1 protein-coding gene and 1 pseudogene are annotated in these 25,385 nt (G+C 63.9%); both read right to left on the reverse strand.

Annotated features, from left to right (window positions below; all coding sequences use genetic code 11):
- Positions 1-14 precede the first annotated feature (14 nt).
- Positions 15-16,688, reverse strand: a complete 16,674-nt coding sequence (locus F6B93_RS23265; RefSeq protein WP_246540896.1) for a non-ribosomal peptide synthetase/type I polyketide synthase — start codon at positions 16,686-16,688, stop codon at positions 15-17.
- 246 nt (positions 16,689-16,934) lie between these two features.
- Positions 16,935-25,348 (reverse strand): annotated as a pseudogene (locus F6B93_RS21290) (SDR family NAD(P)-dependent oxidoreductase); the annotation flags it as partial.
- Positions 25,349-25,385 lie beyond the last annotated feature (37 nt).

The following is a 25,385-nucleotide window of genomic DNA, read 5'->3' on the forward strand; positions in this document are numbered from 1 at the left end:
TTAGCCGGTGTCGATCACGCGGTTCGTCTGGTGGGCCTCGGCGAGCCCTGGGCAGAACCATGATTCTCGTCCCTGGCTGAAGCGGTGGGCACGCCAAATAGCCGTTTGAGTTCGTCGCCATAACTACGAACGGATTCCGGAGTCAACATCTCTCCATGCAGGCAGTCAACCGAGTGCACTGTAAGACCGCCATCGACATACGGTTGCCAACTCCGCACCAGCGATGAACAGTGATCATCGCCCTCTCCAGCAGCCAGAAATATCACCGCGTTGCCGTCGTACACGCTCGGCTCGTGTTCCAACATCGACGAACAGTTAGAATCTACGTTTTCAATAGCGAGCTCCAGAATTTGCTCGACTAGATGACGAAACTCTGCTGCTCCTTCTTGCTGCAGAATTAGTTCGAGTGCCTGCTGGCGGGTAAGGAGACCGGACTGTTCTGGCAGATCGGGTCGGATAAATCGTAAGGCGATTTTCAAGAATACGCTCGTACGTTCGGCCTCGGTGTAAGATTCAACTCCTGCGGCGCCATCATTGTCAGTGGGGAAAGCGTCCAACAGCACCAGGTTTTGGACTACGCCTCCGCGTCGACCGAGCTCAATGGCGATCTCGTGGGCAACGGGGCCTCCAAAAGACCAGCCGAGTAGGTTGTATGGCCCGCTTGGATAGGCCGCTTCGATTCTGTCCGCATAGCTTTTCGCCAAGCCACGAATTGATTGATCTTCGACTTCCTCTCCATCCGAGACTTGTTGGATGCCAATGATCGGGCAGTCCAAGTATTTGCCCAGCTCCCTATATGGCCAGCTAATCCCACTAGCCGGATGGATGCAGAATAGCGGGACGCCGGTTCCTTGCTTGAGCGTCTCGATGGGAACTAGTTCGCCCGAACTGCTGTCTTCGCCCAACTGCTCACTCAAGCTCTTTACAGATGATGCATCGAACATTGCCCGTACCGAAAGCTCGGCACCAAAGGCGGTGTTGACCGCGGCGACCAGGCGCATCGCCGACAGCGAGTCCCCACCCAAATCGAAGAACGAATCATCGACCCCCACCCGGTCGACACCGAGGACTTGGGCAAAAATACCGGCCAAGATCTCCTCGGTGGGCGTACCCGGAGCCTGATACCGATCGGCATCACCGAACTCGGGTGCCGGCAAGGCCCGTTTGTCGAGTTTGCCGTTGACCGTCAACGGCAACGCGTCCAACACCAGCACCGCCGCAGGCACCATATACGCCGGCAACCGCTCGCCCAGCGCGGCACGGACCTGGGCCGCATCCACCGTCCCGGTCTCCAACTCGGTCACATAACCCACCAACCGCTTGTCACCGGGGCGGTCCTCGCGGGCGATCACCGCCGCCTGCGCCACCCCGTCCAACCCGGCCAGCGCAGCCTGGATTTCACCCAGCTCAATGCGATACCCACGGATCTTGACCTGCTCATCAGCGCGCCCCAGATACTGCAACTGCCCATCAGCGTCCCACCGCACCAAATCCCCAGTGCGATACATACGTTCGCCCGACGCTCCGAACGGGCACGCCACAAACCGCGACGCGGTCAAACCCGACCGGCCCACATAGCCATACCCCACCCCGGCGCCGGCCACATACAACTCACCGACCACCCCCACCGGCACCGGACGCAACCACCCATCCAAGACAAAGAACCCAAGATGGTCCAACGGCACCCCAACGGGACTGGCAGTGCTGTCCACATCGGCCTCGACGATCTCGCGGAACGACGCATGCACCGTCGTCTCGGTGATGCCGTACATGTTGATCAACCGCGGTGATCCCGGGTGGTGGTCCAACCACGTCCGCAGACGCTGCGGTTCCAACGCGTCACCGCCGAACACCACCGCCTCCAGCGTGAGCTGGTGTCCCAGCTCGCGCCGGAGAGCATCAACGGCTTGCAGCGCATAAAACGCCGACGGAGTTTGGCTCAACACCGTGACCTGTTCCGCGACCAGCAGGGCGTGGAAGTCCTCCGGTGAGCGGCTCGTCTCCTCGGGCACCACCACCACCCGGCCGCCATACAGCAGCGCACCGAAAATCTCCCACACCGAGAAGTCGAAGGCCAACGAATGCGCCTGCGACCACACCTGCCCGGTCAGCTCCAGCTCGGTGTCGGTTGCCTCCAACAACCGGGTCACATTGCGGTGGGCGATCGCCACTCCCTTGGGCACACCGGTGGTGCCCGAGGTGTAGATCAGATACGCGATGTCATCGGGGGCCGGCACCGGCAACCCGGTGCCGGGGTGGCTGTCCACCGTGGGGTCATCGATGTCGATAACCGGCACATCATGCCCATCCAACCGGTCGGCCAACCCGGCGGTGGTGATCGCCGCGATCGGCGCGGCGTCGGTCAACACGAACTCGATCCGCGCATCCGGAACCGCCGGGTCGATCGGCAGATACGCCGCCCCCGATTTGAGCACCGCCAGCATCGCCACGATCGCCTCCGGCGACCGGGAAAACAGCAGCGCCACACGCTGTCCCGGCCCCGCACCCCGGGTCACCAACAGCTGCGCCAACCGATTCGCGGCGTCATCAAGCTCCCGATACGTCAGCGACCGGCCCTGGAAGGTCACCGCCACCGCCTCCGGGGCACGCGCCACCTGCGCGGCAAACAAACCCGGAATCGACACCGGGTTCGTCGACTCGGTCAACGCCGTCCGATTGCTCCACTTATCCAGCCGGGAATGCTCACCAGCGTCAAGCGCATCCACCGACGAGAGCCGCCGCGCCGGATCAGCACACATCGCCACCAGCACCCGCCGCCACCGCTCGATCAACACCTCCATGCCGGCCGCGTCGAACACATCGGTGCGAAATTCCAGCGCCCCGGAAATCCCCGCCAGCTCACCGGTCTCGCTGAAGCGTTCGGACAGCGAGAACGACAGATCCATCTGCGCGGTGTGGGTGTCCGCCGACAGCGGCGTGACCTGCAGATCACCCAACGCCAACCCGGCGGGATCGGTGGTGTCGCGCCCGGGAAGGTTCTGCCAGGCCAACATCACCTGGACCAGCGGGTGATGACTCAACGACCGGGTGGGGTTGACGCGCTCGACCAGCACCTCAAACGGCACATCCTGATTGTCGTAGGCGGCCAGGCTGCGCTGCCGCACCTGAGCCAGCACCTCAGCGAAACTGGGATCGTCGCCCACCTGCACCCGCAACACCAACGTGTTGACAAAAAACCCGACCAACTCATCCAGCGCCGGGTCACGGCGTCCGGCGATCGGAAATCCGATAGCCACCTCACTGCTGGCACTGAGCTTGCACAGCAGCACCGCCAAAGCTGCCTGGATCACCATGAAACTGGTCGCGTTGCACTCTCCGGCGACAGCGCGCACCGCCTCCTGAACCTCGGCCGGCCAGTCCACGGCCACCGTGGCGCCGCGGTGATCGGCCACCGCCGGATACGGACGATCGGTGGGCAACGCCAGGTGCTCAGGCATCCCGGCCAGCGCGTCTTGCCAGTAGGCCACCTGCGCGGCAATAGCACTGTCGGGGTCGTCCAGATCACCGAGCTGGGTGCGCTGCCACAAGGTGTAGTCGATGTACTGCACCGCCAAATCCGCCCAGCCCGGGGCGTGGCCCGCACACCGGCTGGCATACGCCGCCCCCAGGTCAGCCACCAGCGGAGTGACCGACCAGCCATCGGCAGCGATATGGTGCACCACCGCCACCAGCACATGCTCCTCGGCGCCGACGCGAAACAGCCGCGCCCGCAACGGAATCTCCGTCGCCAGGTCAAAACTGTGAGCGGCGGTTTCCCCGATAGCCTGCTGCAGTTGCGCCGCCGACCACCCGGCGGCATCAACAACGTCCCAACCGAGATCGGCCCGCTCGGCGGTTATCACCTGCTGCCGCGGTATGCCATCCACGGCAGGGAACACGGTGCGCAGGCTCTCATGGCGGCCTACCACATCGGTCAAGGCCGCACCCAACGCCGTGGCATCCAGGCGCCCACTCAGGTGCAACGCCACCGCGAGGTTGTACACCGGTGAGTGCCCGTGCAACTGGTCGAGGAACCACAATCGGTTTTGGGTCGGCGACAACGGAACTACGTCGGGCCTTGGTCCGGCCACCAACGGCTCACGGCGACCGTCCTCCCCACCGAGACGGGACACCAACTGGGCCACCGTGGGGGTGTCGAATACCGCGCGCACTGAAAGCCCGGTATCCAGGCTGTTGTTGACCGCGGCGACCAGGCGCATCGCCGACAGCGAGTCCCCACCCAAATCGAAGAACGAATCATCGACCCCCACCCGGTCGACACCGAGGACTTGGGCAAAAATACCGGCCAAGATCTCCTCGGTGGGCGTACCCGGAGCCTGATACCGATCGGCATCACCGAACTCGGGTGCCGGCAAGGCCCGTTTGTCGAGTTTGCCGTTGACCGTCAACGGCAACGCGTCCAACACCAGCACCGCCGCAGGCACCATATACGCCGGCAACCGCTCGCCCAGCGCGGCACGGACCTGGGCCGCATCCACCGTCCCGGTCTCCAACTCGGTCACATAACCCACCAACCGCTTGTCACCGGGGCGGTCCTCGCGGGCGATCACCGCCGCCTGCGCCACCCCGTCCAACCCGGCCAGCGCAGCCTGGATTTCACCCAGCTCAATGCGATACCCACGGATCTTGACCTGCTCATCAGCGCGCCCCAGATACTGCAACTGCCCATCAGCGTCCCACCGCACCAAATCCCCAGTGCGATACATACGTTCGCCCGACGCTCCGAACGGGCACGCCACAAACCGCGACGCGGTCAAACCCGACCGGCCCACATAGCCATACCCCACCCCGGCGCCGGCCACATACAACTCACCGACCACCCCCACCGGCACCGGACGCAACCACCCATCCAAGACAAAGAACCCAAGATGGTCCAACGGCACCCCAACGGGACTGGCAGTGCTGTCCACATCGGCCTCGACGATCTCGCGGAACGACGCATGCACCGTCGTCTCGGTGGTGCCGTACATGTTGATCAACCGCGGTGATCCCGGGTGGTGGTCCAACCACGTCCGCAGACGCTGCGGTTCCAACGCCTCGCCGGCGAACACTACCGCCTCCAGCGTGAGCTGGTGTCCCAGCTCGCGCTGGAGAGCATCAACGGCTTGCAGCGCATAAAACGCCGACGGAGTTTGGCTCAACACCGTGACCTGTTCCGCGACCAGCAGGGCGTGGAAGTCCTCCGGTGAGCGGCTCGTCTCCTCGGGCACCACCACCACCCGGCCGCCATACAGCAGCGCACCGAAAATCTCCCACACCGAGACGTCGAAGGCCAACGAATGCCACTGCGACCACACCTGCCCGGTCAGCTCCAGCTCGGTGTCGGTTGCCTCCAACAACCGGGTCACATTGCGGTGGGCGATCGCCACTCCCTTGGGCACACCGGTGGTGCCCGAGGTGTAGATCAGATACGCGATGTCATCGGGGGCCGGCACCGGCAACCCGGTGCCGGGGTGGCTGTCCACCGTGGGGTCATCGATGTCGATAACCGGCACATCATGCCCATCCAACCGGTCGGCCAACCCGGCGGTGGTGATCGCCGCGATCGGCGCGGCGTCGGTCAACACGAACTCGATCCGCGCATCCGGAACCGCCGGGTCGATCGGCAGATACGCCGCCCCCGATTTGAGCACCGCCAGCATCGCCACGATCGCCTCCGGCGACCGGGAAAACAGCAGCGCCACACGCTGTCCCGGCCCCGCACCCCGGGTCACCAACAGCTGCGCCAACCGATTCGCGGCGTCATCAAGCTCCCGATACGTCAGCGACCGGCCCTGGAAGGTCACCGCCACCGCCTCCGGGGCACGCGCCACCTGCGCGGCAAACAAACCCGGAATCGACAGCGGCTCTGGCTTGGTGGTGGTCAGCGCACTGCGGTTACTGAAGGCATCGAGGAGGCCTTGTTCTGATATTGGTTCTGATGTTGCGGACTCGCCAGAGGCATGTTCGTCCAGGGTGGCGATGTCGCGGAGGGGGCGGCTCCACATCGGCAAGAGTTGCTCAAGGATGGCCAGCATGCGCTGCCCCAGGTGCTGGGCATTGACAACACCAAGCAGGTTTCTGGTGGTCTGGATAGTCAGGGTCAACCTGTCATCGGCCAGGCTGACCCAAATGGTCACAGAGAAGTGGGTATGGGCCGTCGCACTCGATATCGCGAAGCTTGGCGGGCCCGTGGTGAGATCGTCGCCAAGTAGACCTGTAGGTAACGGGGGCTCAAAAACTAGCAGGGTGTCGAACAGTTCGTCGAAGCCAGCTAAGGCGCGGAATCGTGCGTGGTTGAGGTAGCCGTGCTCGCGCATTTGTCCACCACTGCGCTGAATCTGCGCGCATTCATCGCCCACCGTGGTGGCGGGGTCAAGTCGAGTCCGCAGCGGTATGGCGTTGATGAGTAGGCCGACGATCGATTCGATACCGGTTTGTTGTAGCTCGACGGGCCGGTCAGCGATCGAGCTGCCGAAGACGACGTCGGGGGAGCCGGTGAGCGTGGACAATGTCAACGCCCAGGCGAGTTGGGTCAACGTGCTGACCGTGATCCCGCGGCTGCGGGCGGTGTCGAGCAGCCACGCGGTGTCAGCGCTGTTCATGCTGAGCTGCGCTCGCTGGGGTTGGTTGCTTGGTCCTGGTGGATTTTGGTCGGCCAGTATTGTCGGTGCTGGCAAGCCGGCCAGGTACTCACGCCATAGTTGTTCACCGTGCTGTTGGTCACGCTGAGCGTGCCAGGCGATGTAGTTGCGATACGGCCGCGGCTGCGGTAGCGAAGTCGTGTCGCCGCCATTCTTGTACAGGGTGAGTAGCTCATGGCACAACAGGCCAAGCGACCATCCATCGATGACGATGTGATGCGCGGTAATGAGAAACCGCCAACGCCCGCCCGACAATTCGATCAGCAGAAACCGGATCGGCGGCCCCTGTTCGAGGTTGAATCCGCGAGCTTGTTCGTCGGCTTCCAAACCGGCGAGCGTTTCCTGGGTGGCGCTGACATGCCGCCAGTCCAGGTCCACATCAGACATCACGACCTGCACTGGGTGCGGTAGTTCGCGACCGATGAAACGCGCCCGCAAATTTGGGTGGCGCTCGAGCTCCGCCAACGCACACATGCGCAGTAGCTCGCTGTCCAACGGCCCGGATACGTCGATACCTACCGCGACCGTATAGGGATCATCTGCCGGCGTTTCGCTCAGTATTGCGAGCGCGAAGAGCCCCTGCTGTAGCGGGCTAAGCGCCATGACGTCGTCGATATCGGAAACGTGATCGCCTAGCTGGGCCAACATATTCGGAACCGCAGCTAGCTCCCTGGGCGACAATCCCGATAACTCCATCGGCTGGGATGCAACAACCTCGACGGCCGCAGCGCCGTCGTTTTCGCCGGTTTTGGCGCCGTGGTCGATCGCGTGGTCGAGCGCGACGCCTAGGTGTTTGATCGTGGTGTGCTCGAAGATCAGCTGCGGCGTCAGCGGCAGACCCGCCTCCCGGACCTGGGCGGCCAGTTTCATAGCGGAGATACTGTCGCCGCCGAGTTCCACGAAGTCGTCGTCGCGCCCTGGCTGGGCGACGCCGAGAATTTCTTCGATCGTTGCGGCCAGCACGCGCTCGGTGTCGGTGCTTGGCGGCTCGGTCGACGTGCTGACGCCGACCTTCGGCGTGGGCGGTTGGGCGGTGTCCAATCCGGTGGACCAGCCGCTGCCGCTTGCCGCGGAGTCCAGCCATAGCCGCTTGCGCTGGAATGCATAGGTGGGCAGGCTCACGCGTCGTGCGTCTGTACCTGCGTATCCGCGGGTCCAATCGATCGGGGTCCCGTGGGCATACACGGTGGCCAGTCCGTTGACAAACGACACCTTCTCGTCGCTCGAGGGTCGCAGCAGCGGTGCGACAACCACCGCGTCGGAGTCGCGATCATCGGCGGTGACGACGTCTTGCGTCACGCTGGTCACGGAGTTGCCAGTTCCGATTTCCAAGAAATTGTTCACGCCCCCGTGGCGACGGGTCCAGCGCATCGCCTCCATGAATCGGACCGGGTTGTTGATTTGGTCAATCCAATATTGCGGCGAATTCAACAGATCCGGCTCTGCAATCTCCCCCGTGCACGCGGAGACAACCGGAATATCGGTAGCGCGGTAACCCAGGCTCCGGCAAACCCGAGCAAACTCCGAATACATCTCACTTTCAGCCGTCGCGATCGCCAACATGCCCGTAGCACCGGCCAGGGATTGCATGACCCGTCCGCGCGCGGCAACGACAAGGCAGGCATCGTCCAACGACCACAATCCCGCCACGTAAGCCGCGGTGAGCTCACCAACGCCATGACCCACCACAAAGTCCGGCCGCAGCCCCCAGGACCGAGCAAGGTCGAACAGCGCTACCCCGACAGCAAACGACGCCGGTTGAGCATATGCCACCTGGTCCAGTAATGTGGCCGCCTCCGATCCAGCTTCGGCGAATACCACATCGCGCAACGACGCGTCCAACTGTCCGTCGAAGCGGCGGCACACTTCGTCGAACGTTTCGGCGTATACCGGAAAACAGGCATACAGTTGTTTCCCCAGGCCGATCCATTGCGTATTTTCTCCCGCAAACAGCGCCGCCGTCCTCGTCGATTCGCGGGCTATTCCGCTCACCACCGCGGATGAATCTTCCTCAGCCGCCAACGATCTCAGCCCGTCGAGCAATTCTTCGCGATCGCGCCCAACGATCACCGCCCGATGCGCAAATTGTGCCCGTGAACTAGCCAACGAGAACCCGATATCGGTCAACCCGAAATCCGGATTCTGTTCGAGATGGGCCGCTAGCCGGGCACCCTGCATCGGCAGCGCCTCCGCGGACTTTGCGGTCAGCACCCACGCGTTGACAGGCAGACCATGAGCAGCTGGCGAGTCAGTAGCCTCACCCACCGGCAAACGCGGTTGCGGGGCTTCCTCGACTATCACATGCGAGTTGACGCCGCTGTTACCGAACGCAGACACCCCCGCCCTGCGGACGCCATCGTGACGCGGCCACGGCACCAACGTCGTCGCCAAGTCGACACCCCCCGACGACCAATCCACATACGGCGTCGGCTGCGCCGCGTGCAGGGTTGGCGGGATATATCCATGGCGCATCGCCTCGACCATCTTGATCACCCCGCCGACCCCGGCCGCAGCCACGGTGTGGCCGATGTTGGATTTCAGCGACCCCAACCACAACGACTGATCCGCCGGCCGCTGCTGGCCATACGTCGCCATCAACGCCTCAACCTCGATGAGATCGCCCACCGAAGTCCCAGTAGCGTGCGCCTCCACCGCATCGACTTGGGCCGCTTGTAGGCCAGCGTTGGCCAGCGCCCGCCGGATCAGCCGCTGTTGCGCCTTACCGTTGGGAGCCACCTGGGTCCCGGTCGATGTCCCTTGCCCCCCATCGTGATTGACCGCCGAGCCCGGTATCACGGCCAACACCGGATGTCCGTTGTCTTGCGCATCGCGCAGGCGCTCCAGCAGGAGGATGCCGGCGCCTTCACCCCACCCGGTGCCGTCGGCGTTGGCCGCGAATGATTTGCAGCGCCCATCGGGTGCAGACACCATTCCTAGCCGCAATCCGATGTAGGACTGTGGTGTGGCCATCACTGTCACACCACCAGCCAAGGCCAACGAACAATCCCCGGCCCGCAGTGATTGGCCAGCTTGATGAATCGCGACCAACGACGAGGAACACGCCGTATCGACCGTGATGGCGGGGCCCTCGAAGCCAAAAAAGTAGGAGAGTCGTCCGGTGGCCATACTCGACGCGTGGCCGGCCACCAAAGACGGCAAGGAACTGTCCGGGGTTTCGCTTTCGGTGGCGCCGAGACCCACACCGCCGCTCACCGACGACAGGCCCATGAAGACCCCTATCTCGTCGCCGCGAACAGTTGATGGATCAATGCCTGCGTCCTCAAACGCTTCCCACGCACACTCGAGTGCTAGTCGATGCTGGGGATCCATCGCCGCGGCCTCGCCCGAGCCGATTCCGAAGAAGTCAGCGTCGAACCCCGTCACATCGGACAGGAACCCTCCGGCCCACTCACCAAACCGGTTGTCTGAGGGGGAATTTGAGTCGGACACGATATCGGTGGCCCAGCCACGGTCTGTCGGCAACTCCGATATGAGGTCGCGGCCCGCTGACACCGCCGACCACAACTCCGCAGGAGAATTCAGCCCACCCGGATAACGACACGCCATGCCCACGATCGCGATCGGTTCGCTAACCCACGCCCCCGCATCCGGCGCGCGTCGACCCGTCTGTTCCAGCTCGGACAACTCCTCCTCATCCGATCCACCGGGCTGCCGCGCCCCATCGCCGGACCCGAGGTGATCGTTGTTGCTGAGCGAGGTGGTGAGGTGGTCGGCGAGTGTGTTGGGGGTTGGGTGGTCGAAGGCGAGGGTGGCTGGCAGGGTCAGCCCGGTTTGTGTCGAGAGCGTGTTGCGCAGTTCGAGGGCGCTGAGGGAGTCGATGCCGAGGTCTTTAAACGGCCGGTCGGGGTCGAGGGCCTGGGGATCGGGGTGGGCCAACACCTGCGCGGTGGTGGTGATGACCAGGCTGGTCAGGGTGGCGCGTTGTTGTTCGGGGGTCAGGTTGGCCAGCTGCGTGGTCAACGCGCGTGAGTCAGCTGCTGCGGCGTGGGGGCGGCTGGTGATCAGTGCCGACAGCATCGGGGGCAGGCTGTGGCGCTCGGCCAATGCTGCCAGCGCTGTGGGGTTGAGCGGGGCGGGGACCAGATTGGGGTGTTGGTAGCTCAGCGCGGTATCGAACAGGGCCAGGCCGTGGTCGATGCTGATCGGGGTCATCCCGATGCGGGTAAAACGGGTCTGATCGCGGGTGTCGAGATGCGCGGTCATCCCGGAGGGGGTTTGCCAGTAACCCCAGGCCAGGCTGGTGGCGGGTTGCTGGTGGTGGTGGCGGTGGTGGGCCAGCGCGTCGAGGACGGCGTTGGCGGCGGCGTAGTTGCCTTGGCCGGGGGCACCGAGGGTGGCCGCGACGGAGGAGAACAGCACAAACGCGGCCAGGTCGTGGTGTTGGGTGAGGTGGTGCAGATGCCATGCGGCATCGGCTTTGGCGGCCAACACGGTGTCGAGTTGGGTGGGGGTCAGTTCGGTGACAACCGCGTCATCGAGCACTGCGGCGGTGTGTACCACCGCGGTCAATCGATGTTCGGTGGGGATGGACTCGAGCAGAGCGGCCAGTTCGGTGGGGTTGGCGCTGTCGCACGCGGCGATCCTGACGTCAGCGCCGAGTTCGGTGAGGCGCTGGGCAAGCTCGTCGGCGTGGGGGGCGCTGGCGCCGCGGCGTGAGGTCAGCAGCAGATGACGCACACCATGGGTGGTGACGAGGTGTTCGGCGAACACCGCGCCCAGGGTCCCGGTGCCCCCGGTGATCAACACCGTGCCCTGCGGGTCCAAAACAGGGGGAGGTAGCAACACGATCTTGCCGCTGTGGCGGCCTTGGCTCATGTCCCGGAAAGCGTGGGCAGCGCGCAGCAGACCGTAACTGGTGGTGGGCAGCGCGGTGAGCACCCCACGGTTGAGCATGTCGACCAGCGCGGGCCAGGTTTGATGTAGCTGTGGGGCCGGGATGGTAGCCAGGTCATACACGTGGTAGCCGACGTTGGGATGGGCCGCGGTGATGTCATCGGCCCCGCGGACGTCGGTCTTACCGATCTCGATGAAACACCCCTGAGAGCCCAGGAGCTGCAGCGAAGCGTCCACGAACTCGCCGCGCAGACTGTTTAACACCACATCCATCCCGCGCTCACCGGTGAGCGCGGAAAACTTCTCAACGAAGTCCAGATCACGCGACGACGCGATGTGGTCATCACCGATTCCCAGGTGTCGCAGCAGGTGATGCTTGCTGGGGTGCGCGGTGGCAAACACCTCCGCACCGAGGTGGCTCGCGAGTTGGATAGCGGCTTGACCAACACCACCAGCGCCAGCGTGGATGAGTACCCGCTGGCCCGCGCACAGCTGCGCGATATCGACCAAGGTGGTGTAGGCGGTCAAGAACGCCACCGGTATCGACGCCGCCTGCGGATAAGACCACCCCGACGGGACGGCCACCACCATGCGGTGATCGGTGATAGCGGTCGGGGCAAACGCGTTGTTGGGGAATAGCCCCATCACCGCATCCCCGGGCTGAACACCCACCACATCATCGGCGGTGTCGATCACCACCCCAGCGGCTTCCACACCGAGGCCTTCATCGGTGATCGCGCCCAACGCGACCACCACATCATGGAAATTCAATCCGGCAGCGCGGATCTGCACCCGGATCTGCCCTGAGGCCAACGTGGTGGCCGGCTGCACCGGGGTTAACTCCAGATTGGCCAAGTCCCCCTTACCGGTGGTCATTAACTGCCAATCCGGTGTCGGCGGCGCAGTCAACGCCCGAGCTGGGGATAGCCGCGGAAGGAAAACCACACCATCACGCACCGCCAGGTGGGGTTCGGCCGAAGAACACCCCACCGCGGCGATCAGCGCGGTCACCCGGTCCGCAGTGGCCGCGCTGGTATCGGTATCGATCAATGTGATGCGGCCCGGATGCTCGTTTCGAGCGACGTGCAGCAACGCCCACACCGCCGCATGAGCCAGATCCGGCGCCCGGTCATACACACCGACACTGACGGCATGACGGGTGACCACCACCAAATGCGTGCTGGTGGTTTCCGCACGAGCCAGCCAGTCCTGCAACCTGGCCAAAGTGTCTTGGGTCACACCATGGACCCGCTCCAACACCACAGCATCTACCGCATCTGCCGCATCTGCCGCATCTGCCGCGGCCGCATCGGTGGCAGGGATACCCCAGACCATCAACTCCGGAAACGACGTCACCGCATCAAGATCGGGATAACTCACCACGTCACTGACACCAGCGAGCAACCCGTCACACCCATCACCGAGCACCGCCCACGACACCGTGTCGGACATATCAGCGCTCAACCCATCGGGCGCAGCCACCCAACCCAGCTCCAACGGGCCAGCACCCGACGTCGATGCCGCGACCCCCGCCGACACGGTGTCCGGCACAGCCCGCAAAGTGATGGTGTCGATCTTGATCACCGGCGCGCCCATGGGATCAGCGCCATACAACGTGAACGTGTCGGTGCCCGTACGGGTCAACCACACCTGTAACCGAGTGGCCGCGCTGGCATAAAGACACACCCCGGTAAAAGCGAACGGAAGCCGCGCCGACGGCCGGTCGGACTCATCGTCGGTCCCGGCGCCGAGCATGACCGCTAAGGGCTGTAACGCAGCATCCAGCAACGCCGGGTGAAGACCATAACCGGTGATATCGGTATCCGCCGGCAACGCCACTTCGGCGTAAACATGGTCAGGATCAGCCGGATCATGAGCAATACCGCGCAGCGAACGAAACAGGGAACCGTATTCCAAACCATGGGTCGCCAACTGCTGATAGAAACTGTCGACATCAACAGCGTCAACAGGCACCGCCGCGCCCGGAGAGCCACCCGCAAGACCCTGATCGGGACCCAACACACCGCTGGCATGACGCACCCACCCCGTACCACGGTCATGATCACCACGGCGGGCATGCACCGTAAACGAACGCCGCCCACCCTCACCGGCGGCAGCCACCACGATCTGCACATCGGTCGGGGCGTCGTCGGTAAGCACCAGCGGGGCATGCAAAACCAACTCATCAATCACCGGACAATGCACATAATCACCGGCCTGCAACACCACATCGATCAACGCGGCCCCCGCCAACACCACCGCACCACCCACCCGATGACCGGCCAACCACCCCTGCGACCCGATCGACAACCGACCACTGGCCACAACCTGATCTTGATCAGCCAACGCGGTAATCGCCCCCAACAACGGATGCTGCGCACGGTCCAACCCGGCCGCGCTGACATCACCACCCAACCGCGGGGTCAGCCAATACCGACGACGCTGAAACGCATACGTCGGTAACTGCACTACCTGGGCCCCTGGATACAGCACCGGCCACGACAGGACATGACCGTGAACATGCAGCCGACCCACCGCAGTGCTCAAGGCATCCAGATCACCGCGATCCCGATGCAACGTGGGAACCACCACCGAGGCGCCGCGCCCACCCCCATCACTGCACGCATCAGCGATCGCAGCGGTCAGGACCGGATGCGACGACAACTCCACAAACACCTGATCGCCAGCGGCCAACAACCCCGCCACCACGTCATAAAACCCGACCCGCTCACGCAGGTTGGCATACCAGTAATCCGCGGTCATCACCGTGGTGTCCAACGGCTGACCCGACACCATAGAACCCACCGTGGAATACACCGGGACACGCGCCGGCGCCGGGGCCAGCCCCGCCAGATCCTCCACAAGACGCTGCCGCAACGGTTCCACCTGAGAGCAATGCGAGGCGTAATCCACCGCGATCGGCCGCACCTGGACGTTGTCAGCCTCACAATCAGCAACGAAGCGCTCCACCGCCGCGCACTGGCCACTAACCACGGTCTGCGTCGGACCGTTAACCGCAGCGATCTCAACCTCATCGCCATAACGCCCCAACCGCGGACCCAGCTCATCAACACCCAGCAACACCGACGCCATACCCCCGGCCCCGGACAGATCCCCAAGCGCCGCACTACGCAACGCCACGATCTTGGCGGCCTCACTCAACGAGAACACCCCAGCCACATAAGCCGCGGCGATCTCACCCTGGGAATGCCCCACCACCGCATCAGCGCTCACCCCGTAACTGATCAGTGTTCGAGCCAGCGACACCATCACCGCGAACAACACCGGCTGGACCACATCCACCCGATCCAGCGCCGGAGCCGCCGGATCACCACAAATCACCCCACGCACCGACCAACCCGTATACACACCCAACGCCTGATCACACTCATCAATCGCGGCCGCAAACACCGGATGCTCGGCATACAACGCCGCGGCCATACCCGCGTACTGCGCCCCTTGACCAGGAAAAACGAACACCGTCTTACCCGCCAACGCCCCCTGCTGATGATGCTGGATCAACCCCGGATGAGATTGACCACCACGCAACGCGTCCAACCCCGCCAACAACTCAGCACGAGGATCAGCACTATCAGCCGGGACCACAACCACCGCCCGATACGGATGATGCGTACGAGTCGTGGCCAAGCTATACGCCACATCACCCAAATCCAGACCAGGATGACCACCCACATACCGACCCAAACGATCAGCCTGAGCACACAAAGCCCCAGCACTACGCGCCGAAACCGGCCACACCCGCAACACCGGCGCCTCAACCGGCGCATCCTCGACCGAGCCACCAGCCGGCTCGGGAGCTTGTTGCAGAATCAGGTGCGCGTTGGTGCCGCTGATCCCGAACGAGGACACCGCCGCGGTGCGGGGATGATCGGTGACGGGCCAGTCAACGGCCTCGGTGAGTAGCCGCACGTTGCCCGCTGACCAGTCAATATGAGGGCTGGGTTGGTCCACGTGCAAGGTGGGCGGCACCTTGTCGTGGTTGAGAGCGGTGATCATTTTGACCATCCCGGCGACCCCGGCCGCGGCTTGGGTGTGGCCGATATTGGATTTGACCGATCCCACCCACAGCGGGTTCTCGGGGGTGCGGTGGGCACCGTAGGTGGCGATCAGCGTGCCGGCTTCGATCGGATCGCCCAAGGTGGTGCCGGTGCCATGGGCTTCGACCACATCAACTTGATCCAGCCCCACCCCAGCGTTGGCGAGAGCCTGGGTGATCACCTGTTGTTGAGCGGGCCCATTGGGGGCGGTCAACCCGTTGGAGGCACCGTCTTGGTTGACCGCCGAGCCCGCGATGACCGCGAGCACCGGATGATTGTTGGCCCGGGCATCGCTGAGCCGTTCCAACACCAACACCGCTGCGCCCTCGCCGAACCCGGTGCCATCGGCAGCCGCGGCGAACGCCTTGCACCGCCCGTCTGGGGCCAGCCCACGCTGGCGGGCGAACTCGGCAAAGATCGCGGGGGTGGTCATGATCGTGACCCCACCAGCCAGCGCCAGGCTCGATTCCCCACTTCGCAGTGATTGACATGCCAGATGGGCCGCCACCAGGGAGGATGAACACGCGGTATCGACCGTGATGGCCGGGCCCCGCAACCCCAGCAGATATGCGATACGCCCGGACGCCACACTCGTAGCATTACCCGTCATGGCGTATCCCTCTGCGCCGTCAGAACCCATGTCCCCGTAAAGCTGGGCATAGGTACCGGCGAACACCCCAGTACTGGACCCCGCCAACGAACTCGGATCAATGCCGGCGGTTTCTAAAGCCTCCCAACACACCTCCAACAACAACCGCTGCTGAGGATCCATGGCCTGGGCCTCGCGCGGCGAAATCCCGAAAAACTCCGCGTCAAACCCATCAGCATCGGCCAAAAAGGCGCCGTGGCGGGTGTAGGTCTTGCCCACCGCATCCGGATCCGGATCAAACAACCCCGCCAAGTCCCAACCCCGATCCTCCGGGAACTCACCCACCACATCGACACCGCCGCTGACCACGTCCCACAAACCCACCGCCGAATCAATACCCCCCGAGAATCGGCAGCCCATCCCCACCACCGCCACCGGCTCGGAGGATCGGGAGATAAGAGCGTGATTTTGCTGCTTCAGTCGTTCTACTTTGTTGAGCGCCTTTTTGAGGGCTTTGGTTGCGGTTATAAGTTGAGTGTCCATCAGTTTTTCCTAAATACCGTCGTCGGCCATTGCCAGGTTTACTAAGTGACCGAGATCCATTTCTGAGATAGTGAGGCGGCTGTGATCTTGATGGGACGAGAACCCATCGCCAACCATTCCGAGAAGAATGTCCAGTACTCCTTCGTCTCTCAGGGTTTGCACCGGAATTGATGCAATGAGACGACGGATCTCGGCGTCATGTGCATCGTCATCTCGGCTTTCGCTGTTGTCGCTGAGCGAGGTGGTGAGGTGGTCGGCGAGTGTGTTGGGGGTTGGGTGGTCGAAGGCGAGGGTGGCTGGCAGGGTCAGCCCGGTTTGTGTCGAGAGCGTGTTGCGCAGTTCGAGGGCGCTGAGGGAGTCGATGCCGAGGTCTTTAAACGGCCGGTCGGGGTCGAGGGCCTGGGGATCGGGGTGGGCCAACACCTGCGCGGTGGTGGTGATGACCAGGCTGGTCAGGGTGGCGCGTTGTTGTTCGGGGGTCAGGTTGGCCAGCTGCGTGGTCAGCGCGCGTGAGTCAGCTGCTGCGGCGTGGGGGCGGCTGGTGATCAGTGCCGACAGCATCGGGGGCAGGCTGTGGCGCTCGGCCAATGCTGCCAGCGCTGTGGGGTTGAGCGGGGCGGGGACCAGATTGGGGTGTTGGTAGCTCAGCGCGGTATCGAACAGGGCCAGGCCGTGGTCGATGCTGATCGGGGTCATCCCGATGCGGGTAAAACGGGTCTGATCGCGGGTGTCGAGATGCGCGGTCATCCCGGAGGGGGTTTGCCAGTAACCCCAGGCCAGGCTGGTGGCGGGTTGCTGGTGGTGGTGGCGGTGGTGGGCCAGCGCGTCGAGGACGGCGTTGGCGGCGGCGTAGTTGGCAAGGCCGGGGGCACCGAGGGTGGCCGCGACGGAGGAGAACAGCACAAACGCGGCCAGGTCGTGGTGTTGGGTGAGGTGGTGCAGATGCCATGCGGCATCGGCTTTGGCGGCCAACACGGTGTCGAGTTGGGTGGGGGTCAGTTCGGTGACAACCGCGTCATCGAGCACGACGGCGGTGTGTACCACCGCGGTCAATCGATGTTCGGTGGGGATGGACTCGAGCAGAGCGGCCAGTTCGGTGGGGTTGGCGCTGTCGCACGCGGCGATCCTGACGTCAGCGCCGAGTTCGGTGAGGCGCTGGGCAAGCTCGTCGGCGTGGGGGGCGCTGGCGCCGCGGCGTGAGGTCAGCAGCAGATGACGCACACCATGGGTGGTGACGAGGTGTTCGGCGAACACCGCGCCCAGGGTCCCGGTGCCCCCGGTGATCAACACCGTGCCCTGCGGGTCCAAAACAGGGGGAGGTAGCAACACGATCTTGCCGCTGTGGCGGCCTTGGCTCATATCCCGGAAAGCGTGGGCAGCGCGCAGCAGACCGTAACTGGTGGTGGGCAGCGCGGTGAGCACCCCACGGTTGAGCATGTCGACCAACGCGGGCCAGGTTTGATGCAGCTGTGGGGCCGGGATGGTAGCCAGGTCATACACGTGGTAGCCGACATTGGGATGGGCCGCGGTGATGTCATCGGCCCCGCGGACGTCGGTCTTACCGATCTCGATGAAACACCCCTGAGAGCCCAGGAGCTGCAGCGAAGCGTCCACGAACTCGCCGCGCAGACTGTTTAACACCACATCCATCCCGCGCTCACCGGTGAGCGCGGAAAACTTCTCAACGAAGTCCAGATCACGCGACGACGCGATGTGGTCATCACCGATTCCCAGGTGTCGCAGCAGGTGATGCTTGCTGGGGTGCGCGGTGGCAAACACCTCCGCACCGAGGTGGCTCGCGAGTTGGATAGCGGCTTGACCAACACCACCAGCGCCAGCGTGGATGAGTACCCGCTGGCCCGCGCACAGCTGCGCGATATCGACCAAGGTGGTGTAGGCGGTCAAAAACGCCACCGGTATCGACGCCGCCTGCGAATAAGACCACCCCGACGGGACGGCCACCACCATGCGGTGATCGGTGATAGCGGTCGGGGCAAACGCGTTGTTGGGGAATAGCCCCATCACCGCATCCCCGGGCTGAACACCCACCACATCATCGGCGGTGTCGATCACCACCCCAGCGGCTTCCACACCGAGGCCTTCATCGGTGATCGCGCCCAACGCGACCACCACATCATGGAAATTCAATCCGGCAGCGCGGATCTGCACCCGGATCTGCCCTGAGGCCAACGTGGTGGCCGGCTGCACCGGGGTTAACTCCAGATTGGCCAAGTCCCCCTTACCGGTGGTCATTAACTGCCAATCCGGTGTTGGCGGCGCAGTCAACGCCCGAGCTGGGGATAGCCGCGGAAGGAAAACCACACCATCACGCACCGCCAGGTGGGGTTCGGCCGAAGAACACCCCACCGCGGCGATCAGCGCGGTCACCCGGTCCGCAGTGGCCGCGCTGGTATCGGTATCGATCAATGTGATGCGGCCCGGATGCTCGTTTTGAGCGACGTGCAGCAACGCCCACACCGCCGCATGAGCCAGATCCGGCGCCCGGTCATACACACCGACACTGACGGCATGGCGGGTGACCACCACCAAATGCGTGCTGGTGGTTTCCGCACGAGCCAGCCAGTCCTGCAACCTGGCCAAAGTGTCTTGGGTCACACCATGGACCCGCTCCAACACCACAGCATCTACCGCATCTGCCGCATCTGCCGCGGCCGCATCGGTGGCAGGGATACCCCAGACCATCAACTCCGGAAACGACGTCACCGCATCAAGATCGGGATAACTCACCACGTCACCCACACCAGCGAGCAACCCGTCACACCCATCACCGAGCACCGCCCACGACACCGTGTCGGACACATCAGCGCTCAACCCATCGGGCGCAGCCACCCAACCCAGCTCCAACGGGCCAGCACCCGACGTCGATGCCGCGACCCCCGCCGACACGGTGTCCGGCACAGCCCGCAAAGTGATGGTGTCGATCTTGATCACCGGCGCGCCCATGGGATCAGCGCCATACAACGTGAAAGTGTCGGTGCCCGTACGGGTCAACCACACCTGTAACCGAGTGGCCGCGCTGGCATAAAGACACACCCCGGTAAAAGCGAACGGAAGCCGCGCCGACGGCCGGTCGGACTCATCGTCGGTCCCGGCGCCGAGCATGACCGCTAAGGGCTGTAACGCAGCATCCAGCAACGCCGGGTGAAGACCATAACCGGTGATATCGGTATCCGCCGGCAACGCCACTTCGGCGTAAACATGGTCAGGATCAGCCGGATCATGAGCAATACCGCGCAACGAACGAAACAGGGAACCGTATTCCAAACCATGGGTCGCCAACTGCTGATAGAAACTGTCGACATCAACAGCGTCAACAGGCACCGCCGCGCCCGGAGAGCCACCCGCAAGACCCTGATCGGGACCCAACACACCGCTGGCATGACGCACCCACCCCGTACCACGGTCATGATCACCACGGCGGGCATGCACCGTAAACGAACGCCGCCCACCCTCACCGGCGGCAGCCACCACGATCTGCACATCGGTCGGGGCGTCGTCGGTAAGCACCAGCGGGGCATGCAAAACCAACTCATCAATCACCGGACAATGCACATAATCACCGGCCTGCAACACCACATCGACCAACGCGGCCCCCGCCAACACCACCGCACCACCCACCCGATGACCGGCCAACCACCCCTGCGACCCGATCGACAACCGACCACTGGCCACAACCTGATCTTGATCAGCCAACGCGGTAATCGCCCCCAACAACGGATGCTGCGCACGGTCCAACCCGGCCCCGCTGACATCACCACCCAACCGCGGGGTCAGCCAATACCGACGACGCTGAAACGCATACGTCGGTAACTGCACCACCTGGGCCCCTGGATACAGCACCGGCCACGACAGGACATGACCGTGAACATGCAGCCGACCCACCGCAGTGCTCAAGGCATCCAGATCACCGCGATCCCGATGCAACGTGGGAACCACCACCGAGGCGCCGCGCCCACCCCCATCACTGCACGCATCAGCGATCGCAGCGGTCAGGACCGGATGCGACGACAACTCCACAAACACCTGATCGCCAGCGGCCAACAACCCCGCCACCACGTCATAAAACCCGACCCGCTCACGCAGGTTGGCATACCAGTAATCCGCGGTCATCACCGTGGTGTCCAACGGCTGACCCGACACCATAGAACCCACCGTGGAATACACCGGGACACGCGCCGGCGCCGGGGCCAGCCCCGCCAGATCCTCCACAAGACGCTGCCGCAACGGTTCCACCTGAGAGCAATGCGAGGCGTAATCCACCGCGATCGGCCGCACCTGGACGTTGTCAGCCTCACAATCAGCAACGAAGCGCTCCACCGCCGCGCACTGGCCACTAACCACGGTCTGCGTCGGACCGTTAACCGCAGCGATCTCAACCTCATCGCCATAACGCCCCAACCGCGGACCCAGCTCATCAACACCCAGCAACACCGACGCCATACCCCCGGCCCCGGACAGATCCCCAAGCGCCGCACTACGCAACGCCACGATCTTGGCGGCCTCACTCAACGAGAACACCCCAGCCACATAAGCCGCGGCGATCTCACCCTGGGAATGCCCCACCACCGCATCAGCGCTCACCCCGTAACTGATCAGTGTTCGAGCCAGCGACACCATCACCGCGAACAACACCGGCTGGACCACATCCACCCGATCCAGCGCCGGAGCCGCCGGATCACCACAAATCACCCCACGCACCGACCAACCCGTATACACACCCAACGCCTGATCACACTCATCAATCGCGGCCGCAAACACCGGATGCTCGGCATACAACCCCGCGGCCATACCCGCGTACTGCGCCCCTTGACCAGGAAAAACGAACACCGTCTTACCCGCCAACGCCCCCTGCTGATGATGCTGGATCAACCCCGGATGAGATTGACCATCACCCAACGCGTCCAACCCCGCCAACAACTCAGCACGAGGATCAGCACTATCAGCCGGGACCACAACCACCGCCCGATACGGATGATGCGTACGAGTCGTGGCCAAGCTATACGCCACATCACCCAAATCCAGACCAGGATGACCACCCACATACCGACCCAAACGATCAGCCTGAGCACACAAAGCCCCAGCACTACGCGCCGAAACCGGCCACACCCGCAACACCGGCGTGCCCGCCGCGGGTGGCTCTGTGGTCACGAGCTCGGGTTCAACGGCAGGGGCGCACGCTTCTTCGAGCACCATGTGCACGTTGGTGCCCGAAATGCCGAAACTAGATACTCCGGCACGGCGCACCCGCGCGTGGGTATGGGGCCAGAGTCGAGACTGTTGGAGAAGGGCGAGTCCGCTGTCTTCCCAGACGATTTGTTCGTTGGGCGTCTGGGCATGCAGAGTTTTCGGCAAGCGCTCGTGTTGGAGGGCCAACACGATTTTCATCACACCCAGGACACCGGCGGCCGCTTGCGAGTGGCCAATGTTGGATTTCGACGAGCCCAACCACAACGGGTGTTGCGCGTCGCGGGTGGGCCCGAACACCTTCATCAGTGCGTCGGCTTCGATCGAATCCCCTAGCGGGGTGCCAGTGCCATGAGCCTCGATGACATCAACCTGATCCGGGCCGATCCCGGCGTTGGCGAGGGCCTGGGTGATCACCTGTTGTTGAGCGGGCCCATTGGGGGCGGTCAACCCCATGCTGCGCCCGTCCTGGTTGACCGCCGAGCCGCGAATCAGGGCCAATACCTGATCGCCGGCGCGTTGAGCGTCCGAGAGCCGTTTGAGCACCAAGATCCCGGCGCCCTCCGACCAACCGGCACCGTCGGCCGTATTCGAAAACGCTTTACACCGGCCATCTGGGGCCAATCCACGAAGGCGGCTGAACTCCACAAACGTCGACGGTGTGCTCATGACCTGGACACCACCGGCCAAAGCCATGGTGCACTCGCCCGAGCGCAAGGCCGAAGCCGCCAAGTGCAGTGCCGTCAACGACGACGAACACGCGGTATCGACCGTTATCGCCGGACCATGCAAATCCCACAGATACGACACCCGCCCCGACAGCACACTCGAAGTCCGTCCGGTCAGGCGGTAACCGTCCAACTCCTCCAACGAAATCGCATCGAGTCCGTAGTCCGAGCACTGGGCACCTAGATACACCCCGGTAGCCGACCCACCAAGAGAATCCGGAGGCAGGCCCGCGCGCTCCAGGGCTTCCCATGCCACTTCGAGCACCAGTCGTTGTTGCGGGTCCATGGATATTGCTTCGCGCGGTGAGATTCCGAAGAATTCGGCATCAAAGGACTCCACATCAGATACGAATCCGCCTTCACGGGAATAGGTCTTGCCCACCGCATCCGGATCCGGATCGAAAAGGGTTTGCGCATCCCAACGGTCGGAAAATGCTCCGATGGCATCGCGACCGTCATCAAGCAACGACCAGTAGCCCTCGGGGTCGGCGACACCTCCAGGCGTGCGACAAGCCATCGCGATAATCGCAATGGGCTCGTCAGCATCAATCGTCGCTGCACCCTGGTTGATCGGTTGCGCCACCGCCGCAACCCCTGCACGTCCAGCCCCGATCACCGCGCCGCACCCCTGGCTTCCTGCGGCTGTCGCCCGTGCGAGCCACGCCGGCTCAGCATCGTCGCCAAATCCCCGACCGTGGGGTGGTTGATGACATCCACCGCACGGACTTCGGTGTCCAACTCCTGGCTTAGACGCGAGGAGAGCTCGGCGACCCCGAGCGAGTTGATGCCAAGGCCACCCAGGGGTTGATCAACGTCGATATCGGCAACGGCGATCCCCAAGACCGCAGCCAGCTGGGAACGCACCGTGGAGCGCAGCTCATCTGCCGACGGCGTGTCGCTTCCCGGGATGGTCGAGACCGGCCTACCGGAAGGTCTTCGTTTCTCCGGTGCGGCCGGGGGCGCGGCGCCACTATGTCGGTCCTCGGAGTAGCCCTCAACCAACAGCGCCTGGGCTTGCAGGCTGCCGTCGAGCAAGCGAGCGCGGCATCGGGAACGCTGCAACTTGCCGCTGGTGGTCTTGTTCGCGCTACCTGGCGGCCCCACCACCACCACCGAGCACTGCAGCTGGTGGCTTCGCAAGACGGTCGCCCGCACGGCATCAACCACACTGGACAACACCTGTTGCGAAGTGTCGGCATGTACCTCCACGAGCACCGCAAGGGCCTCGGCGTTGCTGTCATCGATCGAAAAGGCCGCGATACCGCCAGCTCTGATCGCTTCGTGGCAATCGCGCAGGGCGTCCTCGATATCTTGGGGGTGGATGTTGCGACCGCCCAAGATGAGCAGATCCTTGATGCGGCCGCACACGTATAGCTCGCCATCGTGGATAAAACCCAGATCCCCGGTTCGCAGGTAGCCGCGGTCCCCGTCAGTCCCGGCCAGCCGGGCCTGGAAGATGGCCCGGCTCTGCTCCGCCATCCCCCAATAGCCCGCGGCTTTGCTCGGCGAGTCGACCCAAATCTCCCCGACCCGCCCTTCGGCCAGCGGAACACATAGCTCCGGGTCAACGATGCGGATATCCACGTCATCGGTCGGCACGCCGCAGCCCAGCAAGACCTGACTGTCCGAGCCTTCTCCCCGAACCGCCCGCCGCTGCGTTGCCAGCAGATCCTGCTGCACCCGCACGCTCGAGCGCCCGAACAGGCTCACAGCCACAGTGTGTTCGGCAAGACCATAGGACGGGCAAAACGCCTCCGGACGCAGCCCGGACACCGAGAAGGCCTCCAAAAAGCGTCGGGTGGTGTCTGCACGCACCGGCTCAGCACCGCTGAGCACCATCTGCAGCGAGCTCAAGTCCCAGCCGGCGCGCTGTTCAGCGGTGGTTTTCCGCACCGCCAACTCGTAGCCGAAGTTGGGGCCCGCGGTGTGAGTAGCACGCACACGGTCCATGAGCTCAAACCACAATGCGGGTCGCTGGATGAAGCTCAACGGCGACATCATGGTGAGCTCGCTACCGCCGGCCACCGCGCCCAAGATCACGCCGATGAGGCCCAAGTCGTGATAGGGGGGCACCCAAGCGACCGACCGACTACCCAGACCCATCCCCAGCCGGTCCCGGAGCAGATCGAGCTGATGCGCCAGGTTGCCGTGGGTGAGTATCACACCCTTGGGCGCTCCGGTGGAACCCGACGTGTATTGCAGCAAGGCCACCGTATCCGCGGTGGGGGTCCAGTCCGAAACCACCGAGGGGACGAAGCCTGACATGCGTGTCCCGCCGAAACGGCTTGCCCGCGGCGTCACATACCAAGGAGGATCTGCGGGCCAGGCGACCTCGTTCAGCTGACGGGCCGCGGCATAGGTGCGGTCTGTGAGTACCGCCTTCGCGCCGCAGTCGGCCGCGATCCGAAGGAATTCGTCGACGGTTTTTTGGGGGTTGAGCGGGTCCGGTGGATAGACCGGGACGGGCACCACCCCGGCAGCAAGGCAACCGATGAGACCCCGCACGAAATCAAGACCCGGCGGATACGCCAACAGCACCCGATCACCAGGCGCCAGAGCGCAACGCCGCCGCAAGAAAACGGCCACTTCGCCAATATCAGCCACCACGTCAGCGCGACTCATTGACTCAGTGACTTGCCCCTGCTCATTCACAAAGGAAGCAGCAGTGGCGTGGGGAAATCTCGCTCCAAGGTCCCAAACCCGATCAAGTAGTAGCCCATTGCCTATCCTCCAAGGCCGGGAGTGACTGCCACGGTGTCTGCTG

It is taken from the genome of Mycobacterium spongiae (genome assembly GCF_018278905.1).
GTDB lineage: Bacteria > Actinomycetota > Actinomycetes > Mycobacteriales > Mycobacteriaceae > Mycobacterium > Mycobacterium spongiae.